Origin of the sequence: Hymenobacter sp. NBH84 (assembly GCF_014217645.1) — a bacterium.
In the GTDB taxonomy this organism is placed as follows: Bacteria; Bacteroidota; Bacteroidia; order Cytophagales; family Hymenobacteraceae; genus Hymenobacter; species Hymenobacter profundi.
Map to the genome: position 1 here is coordinate 4,209,579 of NZ_CP043644.1, position 17,543 is coordinate 4,227,121.

The 17,543-nt window shown below is 58.3% G+C and carries 10 protein-coding genes; 6 read left to right on the forward strand and 4 right to left on the reverse strand.

Annotated features, from left to right (window positions below):
- Window positions 1–125 precede the first annotated feature (125 nt).
- Window positions 126–2,666, forward strand: a complete 2,541-nt coding sequence (locus F1C16_RS17685; RefSeq protein ID WP_185281915.1) for an AsmA-like C-terminal region-containing protein — start codon at window positions 126–128, stop codon at window positions 2,664–2,666.
- A 197-nt stretch (window positions 2,667–2,863) separates the two neighbouring features.
- The gene (locus F1C16_RS17690; protein ID WP_185281916.1) at window positions 2,864–3,763 is read left to right on the forward strand and encodes a TerB family tellurite resistance protein; all 900 of its coding nucleotides are present in this window, start codon (window positions 2,864–2,866) and stop codon (window positions 3,761–3,763) included.
- Between the two features lie 104 nt (window positions 3,764–3,867).
- On the opposite strand, the gene F1C16_RS17695 is transcribed toward F1C16_RS17690, so the two are convergent.
- A complete protein-coding gene (locus F1C16_RS17695) occupies window positions 3,868–5,031 on the reverse strand; it encodes a mechanosensitive ion channel family protein (protein WP_185281917.1) in 1,164 nt (387 codons plus the stop codon).
- Window positions 5,032–5,353: 322 nt separating this feature from the next.
- Between F1C16_RS17695 and F1C16_RS17700 the strand changes: the two genes are divergently transcribed.
- Window positions 5,354–5,662, forward strand: coding sequence for a helix-turn-helix transcriptional regulator (locus F1C16_RS17700; RefSeq protein ID WP_185281918.1), 309 nt, complete (start codon window positions 5,354–5,356; stop codon window positions 5,660–5,662).
- Between the two features lie 234 nt (window positions 5,663–5,896).
- Here F1C16_RS17700 and hemA read toward each other — a convergent pair whose 3' ends face one another.
- The gene (gene hemA / locus F1C16_RS17705) at window positions 5,897–7,168 is read right to left on the reverse strand and encodes a glutamyl-tRNA reductase (protein ID WP_185281919.1); all 1,272 of its coding nucleotides are present in this window, start codon (window positions 7,166–7,168) and stop codon (window positions 5,897–5,899) included.
- 396 nt (window positions 7,169–7,564) lie between these two features.
- Here hemA and F1C16_RS17710 point away from each other — a divergent pair, with 396 nt between their 5' ends.
- Window positions 7,565–8,749 carry an ATP-binding protein gene (locus tag F1C16_RS17710; RefSeq protein ID WP_185281920.1) on the forward strand — a complete coding sequence of 395 codons (1,185 nt, stop codon included), beginning with the start codon at window positions 7,565–7,567 and terminating at the stop codon, window positions 8,747–8,749.
- A gap of 146 nt (window positions 8,750–8,895) precedes the next feature.
- Here F1C16_RS17710 and F1C16_RS17715 read toward each other — a convergent pair whose 3' ends face one another.
- Window positions 8,896–10,023, reverse strand: coding sequence for a lipocalin family protein (locus F1C16_RS17715; protein WP_185281921.1), 1,128 nt, complete (start codon window positions 10,021–10,023; stop codon window positions 8,896–8,898).
- 50 nt (window positions 10,024–10,073) lie between these two features.
- Window positions 10,074–10,784 carry a carboxypeptidase-like regulatory domain-containing protein gene (locus F1C16_RS17720; RefSeq protein WP_185281922.1) on the reverse strand — a complete coding sequence of 237 codons (711 nt, stop codon included), beginning with the start codon at window positions 10,782–10,784 and terminating at the stop codon, window positions 10,074–10,076.
- Window positions 10,785–11,038: 254 nt separating this feature from the next.
- Here F1C16_RS17720 and F1C16_RS17725 point away from each other — a divergent pair, with 254 nt between their 5' ends.
- Together F1C16_RS17725 and F1C16_RS17730 are read left to right on the forward strand one after the other, a co-directional pair.
- Complete coding sequence (locus tag F1C16_RS17725; protein ID WP_219733531.1) at window positions 11,039–12,748, forward strand: amino acid permease; 1,710 nt, start codon at window positions 11,039–11,041, stop codon at window positions 12,746–12,748.
- Window positions 12,749–12,763: 15 nt separating this feature from the next.
- Complete coding sequence (locus F1C16_RS17730; RefSeq protein WP_219733349.1) at window positions 12,764–17,518, forward strand: DUF3320 domain-containing protein; 4,755 nt, start codon at window positions 12,764–12,766, stop codon at window positions 17,516–17,518.
- The last annotated feature ends 25 nt before the right edge of the window (window positions 17,519–17,543 follow it).

Here is a 17,543-nt window from a genome sequence, read left to right on the forward strand (position 1 = left end):
GATTACACAACATATTTACCGAACTTCGGGTAAGTTTTTTTAGGTTTTGAGTTAGAAAAAGACTCAAACGATTCATTGTCAGAAAATTTGTGGTGCCGATTCACCTGAAAAAATTTTTCATTTTTTTGTTCGCAGGCTGTTTCTTGGTGCTGGGAAGCGGCGCAGCAGCATTATGGTGGGGGCAGGAGCGCATCATTGGCTTATTTGTGCAACAGGCCAACCAGTATCTGCGCACACCTGTGCGGGTAGGGAAGATTGAACTGTCGTTGTTCGATCAGTTTCCGCGTGTGGCCATCACCATGCACCGCGTGGTGGTAACCGGCTCCCTACCCCACGATACCACTGCCCTGGCCCGTGCCCAACGGCTGTATTTCGCCTTCGATGCCTGGGACCTGCTGGCCCGGCGCTACCGTGTGCGGGCCGTCACGCTCACCGACGGGCAGGTAGCTGTGCGCCTCGACGCGCAGGGGCGACCGAACTATGATGTACTGCAAATGGACACAGCTGCCTCGGCAACAGACGAGCCATTTGCCTTCGATCTGGAAGGTATTCAGTTGGGGCGCATTGGCGTGACGTATGTGGATGCCAGCCGCCAGCAGCAGTTTGCGGGGCACACGCGCCAGATGCGCGCTACCCTAAGCGTGAAAGGAGAGGAGGTGACCGTACGGGCCGAGGGAGAAACGCACGTGCAAGCCCTACGAGTGGTGGAGGATGCGTATTTTCAGGAGAAGGACCTGATGCTGACGACCCATCTGCGCATCAACCGCCAGACCCAGCAAATTGCTGTGCTACCCTCTGAAATTCGGATTGGGCAGGCTACCTATGGTGTAGCGGGTACCATTGGCTACTACCCTGCTACTAAGTTGAATTTGCGGTTAGAAGGTAGACAGACGGATGTGCAGTCGTTGCTGGCACTGCTGCCGCCCCGCCTCAACCACCGGCTGGCCGGCTACCGTAGCCGCGGCGAGGTATACTTCCGCGGAACGGTGCGCGGTGAGTTTTCTACGAAAGTCAACCCCCGGCTTGATTTCCAGTTTGGCTGCCGCGATGCTGCTTTCTACCACCCGCAGTACCAGCAGGAGGCAGAGCACGTGTTTCTGACTGGCGCTTTCACCAACGGTTCCGCTCACTCGGTGCGTACGGCCGTGCTGGATTTGCGCAACGTACGTGGTCAACTAGGCGGGCGGCCGTTTAGCGGCAGCCTGCGCTATTCTGATTTTCAAGAGCCCAGCGTGCAGCTGCAATTATTAGCCGACCTCGATATGGCGCGGGCCACGCGGTTTTTTCCGGTGGCCGCCGTGCGGGGGGCCACGGGTACGGCTCAGCTTTCGTTGCAGGTGGCCGGGCCTGTGGCGCAGCTGCGCGCCGGGCGCGCAACAAATGCCCGCGGCGAGCTAACGCTGCACGATGTGGCCGTGCAGCTACGGGCCTACTCGCAGCCCCTGCGCCGCCTAAATGGGCGTCTGGAACTACGCGGCAACAACGTAACTATGCAGTCCCTGACCGGCTACCTGGGCCGCTCTGATTTCCGGGTGAACGGGACGCTGAAAAATACCGTGAGCTGGCTGCTTACACCGCGTCAGACGCTTCTAATTCAGGCTCAGGTAAATTCCGGTCTGTGGGATTTTGATGAGTTGTTGCGCCTACCCACTGCGGTGTCTACCTCCAAGCGAGGTGGCCGCGCTGGCGGCGAATATGCCCTGGAATTGCCCGCTACCCTAGCGCTGGATGTGCAGACCAACGTGCGCCACCTGCGCTTCCGCCGACTGCGTGGGCGCGAGCTACATGGCACTGTGCGGCTGCGCAATCAAATTGTGTCTTCGCCGGCGCTGTCGGTACGGGCGGCGGGTGGGCGGGCCAGCATCCGTGGTACCGTAGATGTGCGCCGGCCCAATCTTGTGAAGGTAAGCACCACCGCCACCTGCACGCAAGTGCCGCTAGACAGCTTGTTCTATGTATTTGAGGATTTTGGACAACACTTTATCACGGCGCGACACCTGCGCGGGCAGCTCACCGCCCAAATCGACTCCGACGTGTACCTCGACGGCGCCCTCTACCCCCTCACCGACCGGCTAGAAGCCGAGGTGAAAGCCACCGTGCGCAACGGCGAGCTGAATAATTTCGCCCCGCTGCAAAAACTCTCGATGGTGGCCAACCGGGAGCAGCTGCGCCACCTGCGCTTCGCCGAGCTTAAAAACAGCCTCTACGTGCAGAGCCGTACGGTGTATATTCCGGAGATGGATATACGATCTAACGTGCGCACGGCTTCCCTTATTCAGGTGACGGGGACGCACACTTTCGATCAGCAGATGGACTACCACCTCAGCATCCCGCTGCTGCCGGGGCTGTTGCGTCGCCCCGATGCGGCCGGGGGCACGCCCACCGGACCTCGCTTACTGCTGGCTGTGCGCGGCAACGAGCAGGATTTCACGGTGCGCTACGACCGCGCCCGCGCGCAGCTGGTAACCGGGGCGCGGCCCGAGGCAGCCAGCCCTGCGGCCGCACCGCGGCCCACTACTACCCGGCCGGGCATACTGGGCCGCATCTTGCAGCCTACCACTCGCCCCAGCACGGGCGAAGCCGATACCCGTCCCGCTACGGTCCCCCGGAAATCAACTCCTAAACCCGCTGCGCAGCCGCAGCCCGGCGAATATTTTGAGTTTTAAGCTATTTGCATCTGTCATGTTGAGTGCAGGGAAGGACCTGCTCACGGTAGAACGATTTGTGGGCACGTCCATCGTTCTACCGTGAGCAGGTCCTTCCCTGCACTCAACATGACAGAGCCCGCATAACTCGCACCTAAATATTCCCGTTTGAGGATAGCAAGGATTTTTCCTGCTGTTTCTCTTCTCCCTGTCCTCACATGAGCAATTCTCAACTTCTGCAAAACTATTCTGAGCCGGAAAAAGTGGCCTACCTGGGTGCTATTGCCAGCTTGTCTTCCGCTGACCGCGAAGCATCTGCTGCCGAGCAAAATTTCTTGCACCAGCTTACCAAAGCCGCTGGCTTAAGCGATGCAGGCACCCAGCAGGTGCTGGCGGCGGCTAAAGACTCTACCAACCAAAGTGTGCAGCAAAACCTGGACGCCCTGCGCGGCAGCGACTTACGCTTCTCTCTCATAACTGACCTCATCAGCTTTGCCCGTGCTGACGGGTCGTATACCAACGATGAGGAGATTATGATCAACAAAATAGCAGCCTACTTGCAGGTAAACGCCGGCCAGCAGCAAGTGCTGGAGCAAGTGGTAGACCAGGCCGAACAAGTGCCGCACGATGCCAACGACCCAACCAAGCAGAGCTTCCTGGGTGGTCTCTCCGATAAGCTTTCTAGCGTGGGAATCCCAAAAGGTGCCTTGCTGTCGGGCTTGCTGGGTGTGGTGGCGCCTATGATTCTGTCTAAAGTGACGAATCGCAATACGGGCGCCGCTACCAACTCCTCGGATACGGTAGGCGGCCTGATGAATAGCAATACGTCGGGCAGTGGCTTCGGCGACATCCTGGGCGGCCTGATGGGTGGCTCGCTGCTGGGCAACGTGCTGGGCGGCTCTATGAGCGACGTAACCAACCCCTATAATACCAGCTCTCTACCCCGCCAAGGCTCACACGCTGGCAACGGCGGCTTGGGCTCCTTGATTTCCATCTTGGGTGGCTTGGGGCAGCAGCCCAATTCTGCTCCCCGTAGCGCCGGCGGTGGCGGCTTGGGTAGCCTAATGGGCGGTAGCATGGGTAATGTGCTGGGCGGCCTGCTAAACGGCAACCGATAATTCGCTCTATAACAAGCTGATGGCTGCTGGCCGTTAGCTGTTGGTTTTTTCGTTGTGACGAAAGCCAACAGCTAACGGCCAGCAGCCATCAGCTTGTTATAGAGTTATGAACTAGCTACCGACGAGCCATCGGGGTTGGGCTGTAGGCTGCGGGGTAGGGCTTTGGAGCCACTGCCTGAGGCGGTAGTCGTGAGGCGGGTAGTGTCCACAAAGGCGCTGTCGTTGCGCTCCACTATCTCTACCAGTTTGAAGTTGATTTCTTCCATCACGTTCAGGTACTCGTCGTAGCTGTCAGTAGCCACGTAGTATTGAATGCGGATATCCTTGGAGTTGGATGTAAGCGAGGTAAATTTCACCTGCGCATCGGGCTGAATGAGTGGGTGCGTGTTGATGGCCTCAAACGCTTGGTTGACTATGCTGTGCAATTGGTCGTTGGAGGTGCCCTGTTGCAACGACATCATAAAGAACACCCGACGAGCCGTGCGCAGCGAGAGGTTGTCCAGCGGCTTGTCAATCATAGATTTGTTGGGCACCGTTACGTAGCTTTTTTCCACGGTGCGCAGGCGCGTGCTGCGGAAGCCAATCTGCTCGATGGTACCCGTGATATCGCCTACGCTCACCAAATCGCCTACGATAAAGGGGCGGTCGAGGAAGATGGTGAACGAAGCCAGAAGGTTTTCCAGGCTCTCTTTGGCAGCAAAGGCCACGGCCAGACCACCAATACCCAAACCACCAATCAGCGCCGTTACGTCTACCCCAAACGTTTTGCCTAGGATAATGAGGAAGGCCACTGCGCCTACCAGAAACTTAAGCAGGTCGCGGGCAAAGGGCACCAGTTGGTTGGCAACGCGCGGGGACGCCTCGGCCCGGCGCAGAAAGACCAGCACAAAAAAGTCAATGAAACGGGTGATAATCCAGGCAATGCTGGTGATGATGCAGATCTGGTACAGCCGGAAAATAGCCACTTCGTACCACGGGTCGGAGCGGGCCAGCTCGGCGCTACGCACCGGAATATCCAACACCTGAAAAGCCAAATAGATGCTGATGAAGAAGATAACCAGCGATACAGGCTGAATCAGTAAGGCATGAAATTGGTCTTCCGTAACGCCCTCCGACTTGCCCCGCACAAAGCGATACAAGAGCTTGGTAAGGAGCCTGGACATCAGATTCTTAAACAGCAAGCCAAACAGCAGAATTCCTAGGGCAATCAAGTACGTCTGGACGTCGTTGCCCAGAAAGCGGTAATGCAAAATTTCAGTAAGGGTCATAGGCAAAAAAACTTGCGGGAGTGGGTGCGGTGAAACAACCGTATCGTATAGGAACACACAACCTGCTATTGGGTTACGCAAAACAGAAGAAATGGCTACTTCGGTACTGCCCGCCCAGCCAATAGCGGGGGCTATATGCCGGTAGCCAACAGTTGTGCCAGCGAAATAAAAAAGGCTGTTCTGGTTCGTGCGCTTCGTTGACGTACAAATTTCCGACACCTACTACTTTATGAGGAACTTTGCAAGGGTGAAATAGCGTATTACGCATATTCCGGGCAATGACCTTGTGATGAACCGCCCGATCCACGTTCTACTCCATACTATGAAACCTTTGCTCTCGCGCGTCGAATCCAAGAAAGTAGATAAGGCCGCTGCGATGCTGAAAGTGCTGGCTCACCCCAAGCGCCTCGCCATCGTTGACTTGCTGGGCAAAGAGGACAAGATGACCGTAACGGAAATCTACCGCTCGCTCGATCTGCCTCAGGCTATTGCCTCTCAGCACCTTATCACCCTGAAAGACCGGGGCATCCTGTCGTCTTTCAAAGTAGGAACCAAAATCTACTACTCGCTCTCCATCCCCAAACTGCTGGACGTAATCGATTCGCTGGAAGACTGCTGCGACGCGATTTAACCTCTCTGCACAGAAGGACAAGAAAAAAGACTGCTCATGGGCAGTCTTTTCGTGTTTTGAAGGAGATAGTAAGTTGTAAAGACGTCTGTCATCCTGAGCGCAGCGAAGGACCTTCTCACGCGGGAACGAGCCGTTGTTCTGACTGTCGTTCTCACGTGAGAAGATCCTTCGCTGCGCTCAGGATGACAGACGTCTTTACAACTTACTATTTTACTAACTCACCAACTTGCTACCCTACGCCGTAGTCGGCTGGTTTTCCAGGTCGAATAGCTCCGTGAGGGCGTCTACCAGTTGGTCGGCGTTATCGCGCTTGCAGGCGGCTTTCAGTTGCAACACGTGCTGCTTCAGCACTTTGTTCATCAGAGAGCGGGTCACATCTTCGAGGCGCTTAGCCTCCTCGGGGCTGGTTTTTTTGAGATGGCGCTCCAGTTCTTCCTGCCGTAGGGTTTCGAGGGCGCCTTTGATTTTCTGGATGATGGGCGATACCATCATTTCCTTGGCCCAGTCGCCTAGGCCAGCAATGCTCTCGGCAATAATGGCGCGCACCTGCGGCACGGCTGCCAAGCGCTGTTCCAGCGCTGCTGAGGTTTTGCTATGAATGGCGTCGATATTATACACCAGCACGCCGGGCACCGTTTCCACCTCCGCCTCAATGCTGCGCGGCACCGAGAGGTCGATGAAGAACTTGTAGCTCAGCACATCTAAGTGGGCTACTAGCTCGCGGGTGAAAAACGGCGTGTCGCGGGCAATAGAAGAAATGACCACGTCGGCCTCGCGCAGACTCTGGGTCAGGTTTTCAAAATCGACCACCTTCACGCCACATTCGGCGGCTAGCTGCTCGGCTTTGTGACGGGTACGGTTGCAGATGGTCACGTCCGAGAATTGACGGCTGTCGCCGAGGTGGCGGCACACGTCGGCGCCAATCTCGCCTAGTCCTACCACCAGCACGCGCGGGTTAGCTACATCAGCAGTCAACTCCTCTACCAGTTCCAGAGCGGCGTAGGAGGTAGACGCTGCACCATCGCGGAAGGCAGTTTCCTGCTGCACGCGCTTGTTGGTGAAGAAGATAGTGTGCAGCAAGCGGTGCAAAAACGGACCAGCGGCATCAGCATCGGCCGAGTACTGGTAGGCCATTTTCACCTGGTTGCTGATCTGCAAGTCGCCTACCACCTGGGCATCGAGGCCCATGCTCACCTCAAACAAGTGCTGCACGGCGTCTTCGTAGGTGTCCAGAATATCGAAGTAGGGGTAGTAGGCAGCAGCATCGGGAAGCTGCTTGAGCTGCGTCAGGGCCTCGATAATAGCCGGGCTCTGGTCGCGGTCGGCGGCGTAGTAGACTTCGGTACGGTTGCAGGTGCTCAACACCAGCAGGTCCTGCAAGTGCAGGTCGTGGTGGAGCATGTGCAAGAAGCGGCGGCAAGCGGCCTCGTCCAGGGCAATAAGCTCGCGGATTTCCAGCGGCGCTTTTTTATAGGAGAGGCTGACAGCTTTGAACGGGTGGAGCATAGCAGGTACTGACGCGGAGCGTAGGGCGCAAAATTACGGCGCAATTCGATAGATTGAAAACAGCAGGCAGCCAGTAGAGGTTCGGGCGGAAGCAAGTTCTCTGAAAGAAGGGGGTATAGCCCCGCAAAACGGCCTTTTTGAAGAATATTCACCTCTACTAGAGGTACATATTTATTTTATTCTAAACAGCTTACCCGTGCCAAAACGGCTTTATTTGGGCTTTTTGAGGTGCGCACAACTCATAGCACTTCTTTTCTATGGGCTCCGGTGGATGATTTTTGTCAGGTTTTGGTTGGATAACACCGCAGGGGTAGGCCGGCGCGACCCACGGCAACCCCCGTCGAGTTCCTACCTTCGTTGTCTCACCTACCCGGAGCCAGGCTCCATCGCCTTTCCTTGATTCCGATCTACGACCAAAAATCCCGCGGCAAGCTGGTAGTACTGGCCAGCGCACTACTGATTGCAGTGGCTACCGTGCTGTATACCAACATTCTGGTGAGTCGCTTGGCTGAGCGCGAACAGCAGCAGATTGACCTCTATGCTAAGGCGTTGCGCTTCATCATCAACATGGAGGTAGAGGACGCCAACACCACGTTCGTGTTCGACGAAATCATTCAGCTCAACAAAACCATCCCGCTGTTGCTGGTGAACAACGACGGCGACGTGGTGGACTACAAGTTTGTGGACGTGCCCAAGGGGCTGAATGACGAGCAGCGCCAGGTATTCCTGAAAAAGCAGGTGCTGGAGATGAAGGAAAAGCACCCGCCCATCGTAATTGAGCTGGGAGCAGGCTTGCGCAACTACCTGTATTACAAAAATTCCGCTCTGCTCGATCGTTTGCAAACCTACCCTTTGGTACAGTTGGCGGTAGTGAGTTGCCTGGCCGTTATTGCCTACTTCTCGTTCAGCTCGTCGCGGCGGGCCGAGCAAAACCGGGTATGGGTAGGCTTAGCTAAGGAAACGGCTCACCAGCTGGGTACACCCCTAAGCAGTCTGGTAGGCTGGCAGGCCTATCTGCGCGAGTCGGAACGTTTTAAGGACGAGCCGATTGTGGAGGAGCTGGGCAAGGATATCCGGCGGCTGGAAATTATTACGGAGCGTTTCAGCAACATCGGCTCGGTGCCGGTGCTCAAGGACGAGAACATTCTGATGGTGACGCAAAACGCCATTGCCTACCTCCAGAGCCGGGTGTCGCGCAAGGTCACATTCACCATTACTACCTCCCTACCCACCGATATACCTGCCCAGGTAAACGTGCCACTGTTTGATTGGGTGGTAGAAAACATCTGCAAAAACGCCGTGGATGCCATGGATGGCCGGGGCAGCATCCACATTCACCTGCGCCGGCCGGTGCGCAGCAAAAACCAGATTGCCATCGATATCACGGACACGGGCAAGGGCATTCCCAAGCACAAGATGGCCTCGGTGTTCCTACCCGGCTACACCACCAAAAAGCGCGGTTGGGGCCTGGGTCTGGCGCTGGCCAAGCGCATCATCGAGAACTATCACAAAGGCAAGCTCTTCGTGAAGTGGTCGGAGGTAGGGAAGGGTACTACCTTCCGCATTGTGCTGAATGGGTAGTAGATAGTGAAGTTGTGAGTGGTGAATAATAAAAGTGTGTCATCCTGAGCGCAGCGAAGGACCTTCTCACACACGAACTATTATTATGGTGGTCGTTCATGCGTGAGAAGGTCCTTCGCTGCGCTCAAGATGACATCTGTTTTCACTCAATCATTCTGCCGCTCCGTCACTCCGTCACTTGCGTTAGCTACTGCCTCTTTCACCTTTTGCTTTTCCTTGCGATTGGTGATTTCGACGTAGCTACGGCCCGTGACGGGCTTGCCGTAGTGCGTGCCCGATACGCGACACATGCCTTCCCAATAATTCATCTTTACGCCGGGTAGGAGCTTGATACTCAACTCCTGATCTTGCATCACGGGCTCTACAACCAAATCATAACCCTGGCTGGGGATGCGCACGCGCCACTTGCTAGGGTAGGTTTTGTGGGAGTGCGGGCTGGTCCATTCGGCCAGGGTTTCCAACTCAAAATCAGTCTCGTCGAGGTGGGTGTTCTGCGCGGTGGCCGAGTAGTGCGAGCCACCGCCTACCGATTCGCCAGTGGCACGGTTGAATAATTGATAGAGCATCAAATCCTCCTTGGGCTCATCCAGCTGAATGCTGAACCAGTCCCAGCCGGCGTCCTTGGCCATCACGGAGTTGCAGTTCCATTGACGGTCGTACCACAGCTCGCCTTCTACCTCGTGCAGCTGGCCATTCACCTCCATGGTACCGGTGGCCGTGAGGCGCGGGTAGCTATAGTAGCCGGCCGTGGCCTTGCCGCCGTAGTTCTCGTAGCCGGTGCCACTGTGCAGTAGCACGGGCTTGGTGGGCGTGGTGGTCAGGTTGATGGCGGTGCCGGCGTAGCGGGCCATGCGCGCCTGCAAATGGTAGCGGCCCTCCTGGCCCGTGAGCTGCCACTGCTGGGCCTTCTTCTGCATGGTCAGGCCGATGGGTAGGGTAGGGGCCAGCAGCTTAGGCAGGCGGCGCACCTTATAATCGTAGCGAAACTGCTGGGCCTTAGGGTCCGTCACGGCAAAGTTGACCATCTGCCAGTCCTGCTTACCATTCATGTTGAAGTGAAAGAATACGTACTCCGTGCCAAACTCCTCGCCGGTAGTCTTGTCGCGCAGGTGGCCGGTGAAATACCACCATTCCAAGGAGTTGCGCTCGTGTGGCGCTTCTTCCTGGGGCAGTTGGGCGGTTTTGGTGAAAACGTCGTAGCGGTTGGTCGGCTTCACGGCGCAGCCAGACAGTGTGCCGAGTAATAGGAGGGTAGCGAGCAGCAGGTTCTTCATCCCCGCATAAAGGATTTTCGGGGGAAAAGGTTTGGTGAAACAGAACTTTACTACCGCCGAAACGGCCGCTTCACGCGCTGCCACCAGGATGGTGAATGGGTTGGAGTTGAATAGGAAGGTATCATTCCCATTATGATCGTGCGCACTACCTCAATGTCGGCTTCTAGAGCAATATTGAGCGATTTATTAGGGATAGCGCTAAACAGTCCGCTTTTGTATCCTAGGGCTGATACCACCAATACCTCAGAGGACTGCTGGGTTCCTGGCGGTATTCGTAACTCAAAGTACCCAGTTGAGTCAGCTGTTGTAGTCAAGGAAGTTTTCTGCAGTAGGATGATTGCCCCTGGAATCACATCAGCACTGCCTATATGACGAACCCGGCCCCGAAAGAATAAGGTATCAGATGTGCTAACCGTCGGCTCCCGCTGCTCCGTGGGCACTTGCGCTCGCACGGCCGGCGCGGCCGCTTCGCGTAGGCTCCACACCGCCACGGCTGCCGCCAGCCACGCCCGCCACCGCGAAACCGCAGTAACTGCCACTGCGAGCCGCAACGGCCGCCCAAGCTGCTCGGCCCGGAACCGCCCGCAGGTAGGGAGCCCGCTGGGTTGGCTGAGGTAGGCCAGCAATTCGGTATCGGTGAAGTGAGTGAAATCGACTACCACGGTCTGGCAGGCAGCGCAGTGGCGGCCTTGGGCGGTAGATGTCATGTGCTGCCAATTTTCGTGGCAGGGGGTAGGGATGGTGATAGTGGGCGTGGGCATAGAGTATAAGATGTAGTATACAGCCGGCTCTAGTTCCCAGAGTTTCAGCCCTGGGAATTATAAGATGCCGCCCGCCGCTGAATTCCACACGCGCTGTCAAAAATTCTTTTTGCCTTGAGGATCAATCTGGTCTGGGCTGCCGCGCCGCGTCCGCCGCATTTATTCAGTATCTTTTGCCCTCCAAAACCGATTCTACCGCATTGCCTACTCCGCTACCTCCAACGCGCACTGCCGGCCTGTTCCGGCGCAAAAGTATTGCCCAACTTCAATCAAACCCGCCTGCCGATGCCCACGCTGGGGTAGGCGGCGAGCAGGAAGGCCACTTAGAGCGCCACCTCTCCGTGCGCGACCTCACGGCCCTGGGTATTGCCGCCGTTATTGGCGCTGGTATCTTCAGTACCATCGGCAACGCCTCGCACGACGGTGGCCCGGCCGTGTCGCTGCTTTTTGTATTCACGGCTATTGCCTGCGCGTTTTCGGCGCTGTGCTACGCGCAGTTTGCGGCTACCATCCCGGTGTCGGGCTCGGCGTATACCTACGCCTACGCCTCGTTTGGCGAGCTGGCCGCCTGGATTATTGGTTGGGCCTTAATTATGGAATACGCTGTGGGCAACATTGTAGTAGCCATTTCGTGGTCCGACTACTTTACCGGTTTGCTGGATGGCGTAGGCCTGCATATTCCTGATTATCTGACCTTAGGAACCCAAAGTGCCTACGCCGGCTACCACGCCGTGCTGGACCTGATGCTAGCCGGCCGGCCACTCACGGAGGCCACCGCCGCCCAGCAGGAAGCCTACCGTATCTGGAGCACCGCGCCTATCCTGCTCGGCGACTTCAAGCTGGTCTGCGACCTACCTGCGTTCATCATCACGGTGCTCGTGACAGCGTTGGTGTACATCGGCATCAAGGAATCAAAAACGGCTTCTAACTTATTGGTATTGTTGAAGCTGGCCGTGGTAGGGGTAGTAATTGTGGTAGGCGCGTTTTATGTGAAAACCGCCAACTGGACGCCCTTCGCGCCCAACGGCATCGGCGGCGTACTGAAAGGTGTGTCGGCCGTGTTCTTCGCCTACATCGGCTTCGACGCCATCAGCACTACTGCCGAGGAGTGCAAGAACCCCCAGCGCGACCTACCCCGCGCCATGATCTACGCCCTGGTGATTTGCACCATTCTCTACGTGGTGATTACGCTGGTGCTCACCGGCATGGTGAGCTACACTGAGCTGGGGGTAGGCGACCCGCTGTCCTTCGTGTTCAAGCAGGTAGGCGTCGATTGGCTGGCAGGCGTGGTGGCCGTGTCGGCGGTGTTTGCCATGACCTCCGTGCTGCTGGTGTTCCAGATCGGGCAGCCGCGTATCTGGCTGACCATGAGCCGCGACGGGCTGCTGCCGCCGGTGTTTGCGCGGGTGCACCCTAAGTTTCACACGCCCTCGTTCAGCACCATCGTCACGGGTTTGTTTGTGGGCGTACCGGCCCTGCTGCTCAACATGGATTTGGTGATTGACCTCACCAGCATCGGCACCCTGTTCGCGTTTGCGCTGGTGTGCGGCGGCATCCTCATCATCGACCCGCACGGCCAATCCGATGCCCGTTTCAAGGTGCCCTACCTCAGCGGCCGCTACGCCGTGGGCCTGATCTTGCTGGCCGCCGCCGTGGGCCTGTGGCAGTACAACCAAGAGGCTATCAACGAGTTTTGGGGTGCCATAACTAGCGGCGACTACGAGCAGTTCCGCCACCAGATTCCGATGCTTGTGTTCCTGCTATTCTGCGTGGGGCTGACGGTGGTTTCCTTCACTAAACGCCTGTCGCTGCTGCCGGTGCTAGGGCTGCTCACCAACTTGTATTTGATGACCCAGCTCGGCATCAGCAACTGGATGCTGTTCTTTGGCTGGCTGATTATCGGGTTGGCTATCTACTTCGGCTACAGCAACAAGCACAGTAAACTGAACACGCGGGTAAGGTAGCCCGGCGCCTCTATCGTGCTGTCCGCTGATTTTTCCCTGGCTAAACGGCTCCACGCCTCCCGCGAGGAGCTGCTCGACCTGAGCTTGCACAATCCGCTGCTCAACTTCCGGGTAGCCAAAGCGCGGGGCGTACAGGTGGTGCGCGAGCAGTCGGTGGCAGTGTACGACGTGTTGGTACGCCAAGGCAAGGCCATGTATTTTCTGGCCGATTCTACTTTGCGCCACGGGCAAGAAGATGCGGCGTTGAACGCAGCAATTACTGTTGCATCCGATGCTGAAGCGGAACCGCTGGTTACCATATCCACAACAGCGCTTTCCGATAACAAGCTCCAAACTGCCGAGCCGCTGGCAAAGCTGGAAGCGCGCTTGCTCAACACCTATTACACAGCCCGCACCAGCCTGGAAGAGCAGGGCGTGAATATCCTGTACCTGGCCCTGGGTAGCCTCACGTGGTACGAATCGGCTGGCAGCGAGGAGGCGCGCCGGGCGCCGCTGGTGCTGGTGCCGGTGCTGCTGGAGCGCGGCACTGTGGCCGAGCGGTTTACGCTGCGCTATACCGGGGCTGAGGTGGAAGGCAACCTGTCGTTGCAAGCCAAGCTGAAAGCCACCTTCGGCCTGGGGCTGCCCCTACCCGAACCAGAGGGCGAAGGCGGTTTGAACGAATATTATACTGCTGTGCAGGAGGCTATAGCGTCCCTAAGTCGCTGGCAAGTAGATCCTAATGATATTGCGCTAGGTTTCTTCTCCTTTGGGAAGCTCATGCTCTACCGCGACTTAGACCCGGCCACTTGGCCGGCCAATGCCTCCCTACTCGACCACTCGGCCATTGAGGCGCTGCTCGGTTCAGAAGGCTTCCGCGACCCGGCGCCTACCCTCGGCGAAACCGCTTTTCTGGATACCGAGAGTCCGGCCGCCGAGCTGCACCAGGTGCTCGATGCCGACTCCTCGCAGCTACTGGCGCTGCTGGCCGTGCACGAGGGCCGCAACCTTGTGATTCAAGGGCCGCCCGGCACGGGCAAGTCGCAGACCATTGCCAACCTGCTGGCCGAGGCCATTGGGGCAGGCAAGAAAGTGCTGTTTGTGGCCGAAAAGATGGCCGCGCTGGAAGTTGTAAAGCGCCGCCTGGATGGCCTGGGGCTAGGCGTGGCCTGCCTGGAGCTGCACAGTCATAAAGCCAATAAAAAGACGCTACACAACGAGCTGAAAGCGACGCTGGCGTTAGGCCGACCTACTGCGGACGCCCATGTGGAAGACCAAATGGCGCAGTTGCCGCGCTACCGCCAACAGCTCAACGACTACGCCCTGGCCGTGAACACGCCCATTGGCCGAAGCCGACGCACCGCGCAGCAGGTAGCCGGCGAGCTGCTACGCCTGCAAGAGGAGCAGGGAAGCGCAGCGCTGCCCCGCCTACCCTTCACCCAACTCATTACTTGGACCGATGCCGACGCCGCCCACGCTGAGGCCCTAGCCGCCCGGCTACAGGCCACGCTGCAAAAAATCGGCGCGCCTAAACAGCTACTCTTTTGGGGTAGCGCGTTGACATTGCTACTGCCCGCCGACCAAACGGCGCTGACCGCCCATCTGCACGCGGCGCACATGGCCGTAGTGTCCCTGCAAACCGCCGCCGAAGCGCTGGCGCACCACCTAGGCCTACCCATGCCCCCCGACCGCGCCGCCGCCGAAGCGCTGCTGCCCAGTGCCCGCCACGCGCAATTGGCCCCGCCGCTTACTGATGTTGCCGTGACTGACCCTGCCTGGAGTCAGCAGCACAGCCGCTTGACAGCTGCATGGCAAGCCGGCGAAAAGCAGCAGCAACTGCATCAGCAATACGATGCTCAGTTGTTACCCGAAGCCTGGCAGCAAGAGTTGCTAGCCGAGCGGGCAGCCCTACTCCAATACGGAGACAAGTGGTGGAAATTTCTGAGCGGTGATTACCGTCGTGCCCGCAAACGGCTGCAAAGCCTGTGGCAAGCGCCCCTACCCACCGAGGCCGCTGACGTAGTAGCCGCGCTGGACGCCATTCGCGAAGCTGCTCGCCACGAGCAAACGCTGACGGAAGCGGAGCCACTACTTCAAACGCTGTTTGGGTCGATGTGGCAGGGGCGGCATTCTGATTGGCGTACCCTGCGCAAGGTGCAGGAGTACTTAACCTTGACGCACCAGCGCATTACGCGCGGGGAATTGCCACCCGTGTTGCTTGCCTACCTGGCCAATTCCTCTGGTCAGGCGTCGCAGCCGGCAGATCAAAGCAGCCTTGGGCAGCTTACGCAGCAGGTGGAAGCGGCCCTGATGCAGCAGCGCACCGCCGTGCAAGCGGTAGTGGATAGCTTACAGTTGAACGAAATGCGCCGCTTTGGTCCCGCCGGGCGGCTGCAATTTCAGCCCTTCGACGATCAACTACGCACACTAGCCGCCTGGGCGGCCGATCTACCGGCTTTGCAGCTCACGGCGGAATGGAACAACGCTGCCTCCACCCTGGAAACCGAACAACTACCGGAGCTGCTGCATGCAGCCGAAAACTGGCCCGAGGCGGGACAGCTACTAGCAGCGGCAGTGCGCCAAACGTGGTTGGAATACCTGCAAAAAAGTGCCTACGAGCAACACCCCGCCCTACGGCAGTTCGAGCGGGCCGGGCACGAGGAGGTAGCCGCCCGCTTCCGCCAGGCCGACCGCGACTCGCTCTACCACCATCGGGTGCGGGCCGTGCGCCGGCACTACGAGCAGTTGCCCAATCAGCAGGCCGGGGGGCAGATGTTGGTGCTCAAAAACGAGTTTGCCAAAAAAGCCCGCCACCTACCCCTGCGCCAGCTAATGGAGCGGGCCGGGCAGGCTGTGCAGGCCATCAAACCGGTGTTTATGATGTCGCCGCTGTCGGTGGCTAGCTTTCTGCCGCCGGGCGCGGTGGAGTTTGATATAGTGGTGTTTGATGAGGCCAGCCAAGTGAAGCCGGTGGAGGCGCTGGGCGCCATTGCCCGCGGACGGCAACTGGTAGTAGTCGGCGACTCGAAGCAACTGCCGCCTACCTCGTTTTTCGACTCGCTCATCAACTCTAGTGAAGATGCCAACGAGGAAAACGTGACGGCTGATATTCAGAGTATTATGGAGCTATGCAAAGCCCGTCAGATGCCCGAGCGGATGCTGCGCTGGCACTACCGCAGCCGGCATGAGGCGTTAATTCAACCTTCCAACCACTTATTCTACGACGATAAGCTGGTGGTTTTTTCGAGCCCCGGCGACAAAGGCAAGTTGGGCTTGGTCTACCACTACTTATCCACAACGTACTACGAGCGAGGTACTACGCGCACGAATCCGCGGGAAGCCGCGGCCGTGGCTGCCGCCGTGCTGCACCATGCTCGCACCACGCCTCAGCTCACGTTGGGCGTGGTAGCGTTCAGTGTGGCCCAGCGCCAAGCCATTCAGGATGCGCTGGAGGCGTTGCGCCGCCAGCACCCCGAAACCGAGGCGTTTTTCAACGGGCACCCGCACGAGCCGTTCTTTGTCAAGAACCTGGAAAACGTGCAAGGCGACGAGCGCGACGTTATCCTGATTAGCTTGGGCTACGGCCGCACCAAGGAAGGCTACCTCGCCATGAGTTTTGGTCCGCTGAACGGCGAGGGAGGCGAGCGACGCCTCAACGTGCTCATCACCCGCGCCAAGCAGCGCTGCGAAGTCTTTACCAACCTCACCTCCGACGACCTCGACCTCAGTCGCACGCAAGCGAAAGGCGTGGCGGCGCTCAAAACATTTCTTTCCTTTGCCCAGCATGGCCGCCTTCACCACAACGAGGGAGCCGGCCGCGTGCTGGAAGCACCTTTTGAAGAGGTGGTGCGTCGTGCCCTCACGAAGCGGGGCTACCAAGTGCGCCAGCAGGTAGGCAGCCAGGGTTTCTACCTCGACTTGGCTGTGGTAGACCCTACCCAACCCGACCGCTACCTGTTGGGAGTTCTGTGCGATGGAACCCTGTATCACGCCGCCCGCTCGGCCCGCGACCGTGACCGGCTACCTCAGCAAGTGCTGGAGGCAATGGGCTGGCGCCTGCACCGCATCTGGAGCACCGACTGGTTCCGCAATCCGCAACGAGCATTGGAGAGCGTGGTGGCCGCCATCGAGGAAGCCCGCCGCCTGCCTACCCTCGATGAACCTAGTGAGGCGGAAGAAGTACTATTGAGCGAGGAAACCGCAATACCTGCCACCATTGAACGTGAAGAGTTGGGTCCTTCCGTTCTGGCTATTCCGTACCAGATAGCGCAACTGCCCGCCGCCGTTGGGCACCGCGAGTTGCATCAGCACAGCCTGGGCCAACTGGCTAACTGGTTGGCGCAGGTGGTACGCATCGAAAGCCCGATTCACGTGGACGAGGCCACGCGGCGGCTGGCCCAGGCCAGCGGCGCCACGCAGGTAGGCGCCCGCATGCGCAAAGCGGGTAGGGCCGCTGCCACGCTGGCCGCTAACCTGCATCACCTGCGCCAGCAGGGCGACTTTCTGTGGGAAAACACCATGCAAACGCCACCTCTGCGCGACCGGAGCAACCTGCCCACCATTTCCCGCAAGCTGTCGTTGCTTGCCCCAGAAGAGCTGGCCCATGCCATATGCACCATCATCGCGCATAGCTTCGCCCTACCTCGCGAAGCCATGTACCTATCTACGGTGCGCTTGCTCGGCTTCAATCGGTTATCGGATGAGATGCGCCAGCAAGTAGATGGGGCCGTGCAGCACCTGCTGACCCAAGGCGAATTGGTGGAGGTAAATGGCGTGCTGAGGAAAAACTAGCACGAACTCTGCGAGCCTCTGCGCC

Bases quoted from the DNA above. Each gene is read 5' to 3' on its own strand.
- F1C16_RS17690 (WP_185281916.1), top strand. From the start codon at position 2,864: ATGAGCAATTCTCAACTTCTGCAAAACTATTCTGAGCCGGAAAAAGTG.
- F1C16_RS17720 (WP_185281922.1), bottom strand. From the start codon at position 10,784: ATGCCCACGCCCACTATCACCATCCCTACCCCCTGCCACGAAAATTGG.
- F1C16_RS17700 (WP_185281918.1), top strand. From the start codon at position 5,354: ATGAAACCTTTGCTCTCGCGCGTCGAATCCAAGAAAGTAGATAAGGCC.
- F1C16_RS17715 (WP_185281921.1), bottom strand. From the start codon at position 10,023: ATGAAGAACCTGCTGCTCGCTACCCTCCTATTACTCGGCACACTGTCT.
- F1C16_RS17695 (WP_185281917.1), bottom strand. From the start codon at position 5,031: ATGACCCTTACTGAAATTTTGCATTACCGCTTTCTGGGCAACGACGTC.
- hemA (WP_185281919.1), bottom strand. From the start codon at position 7,168: ATGCTCCACCCGTTCAAAGCTGTCAGCCTCTCCTATAAAAAAGCGCCG.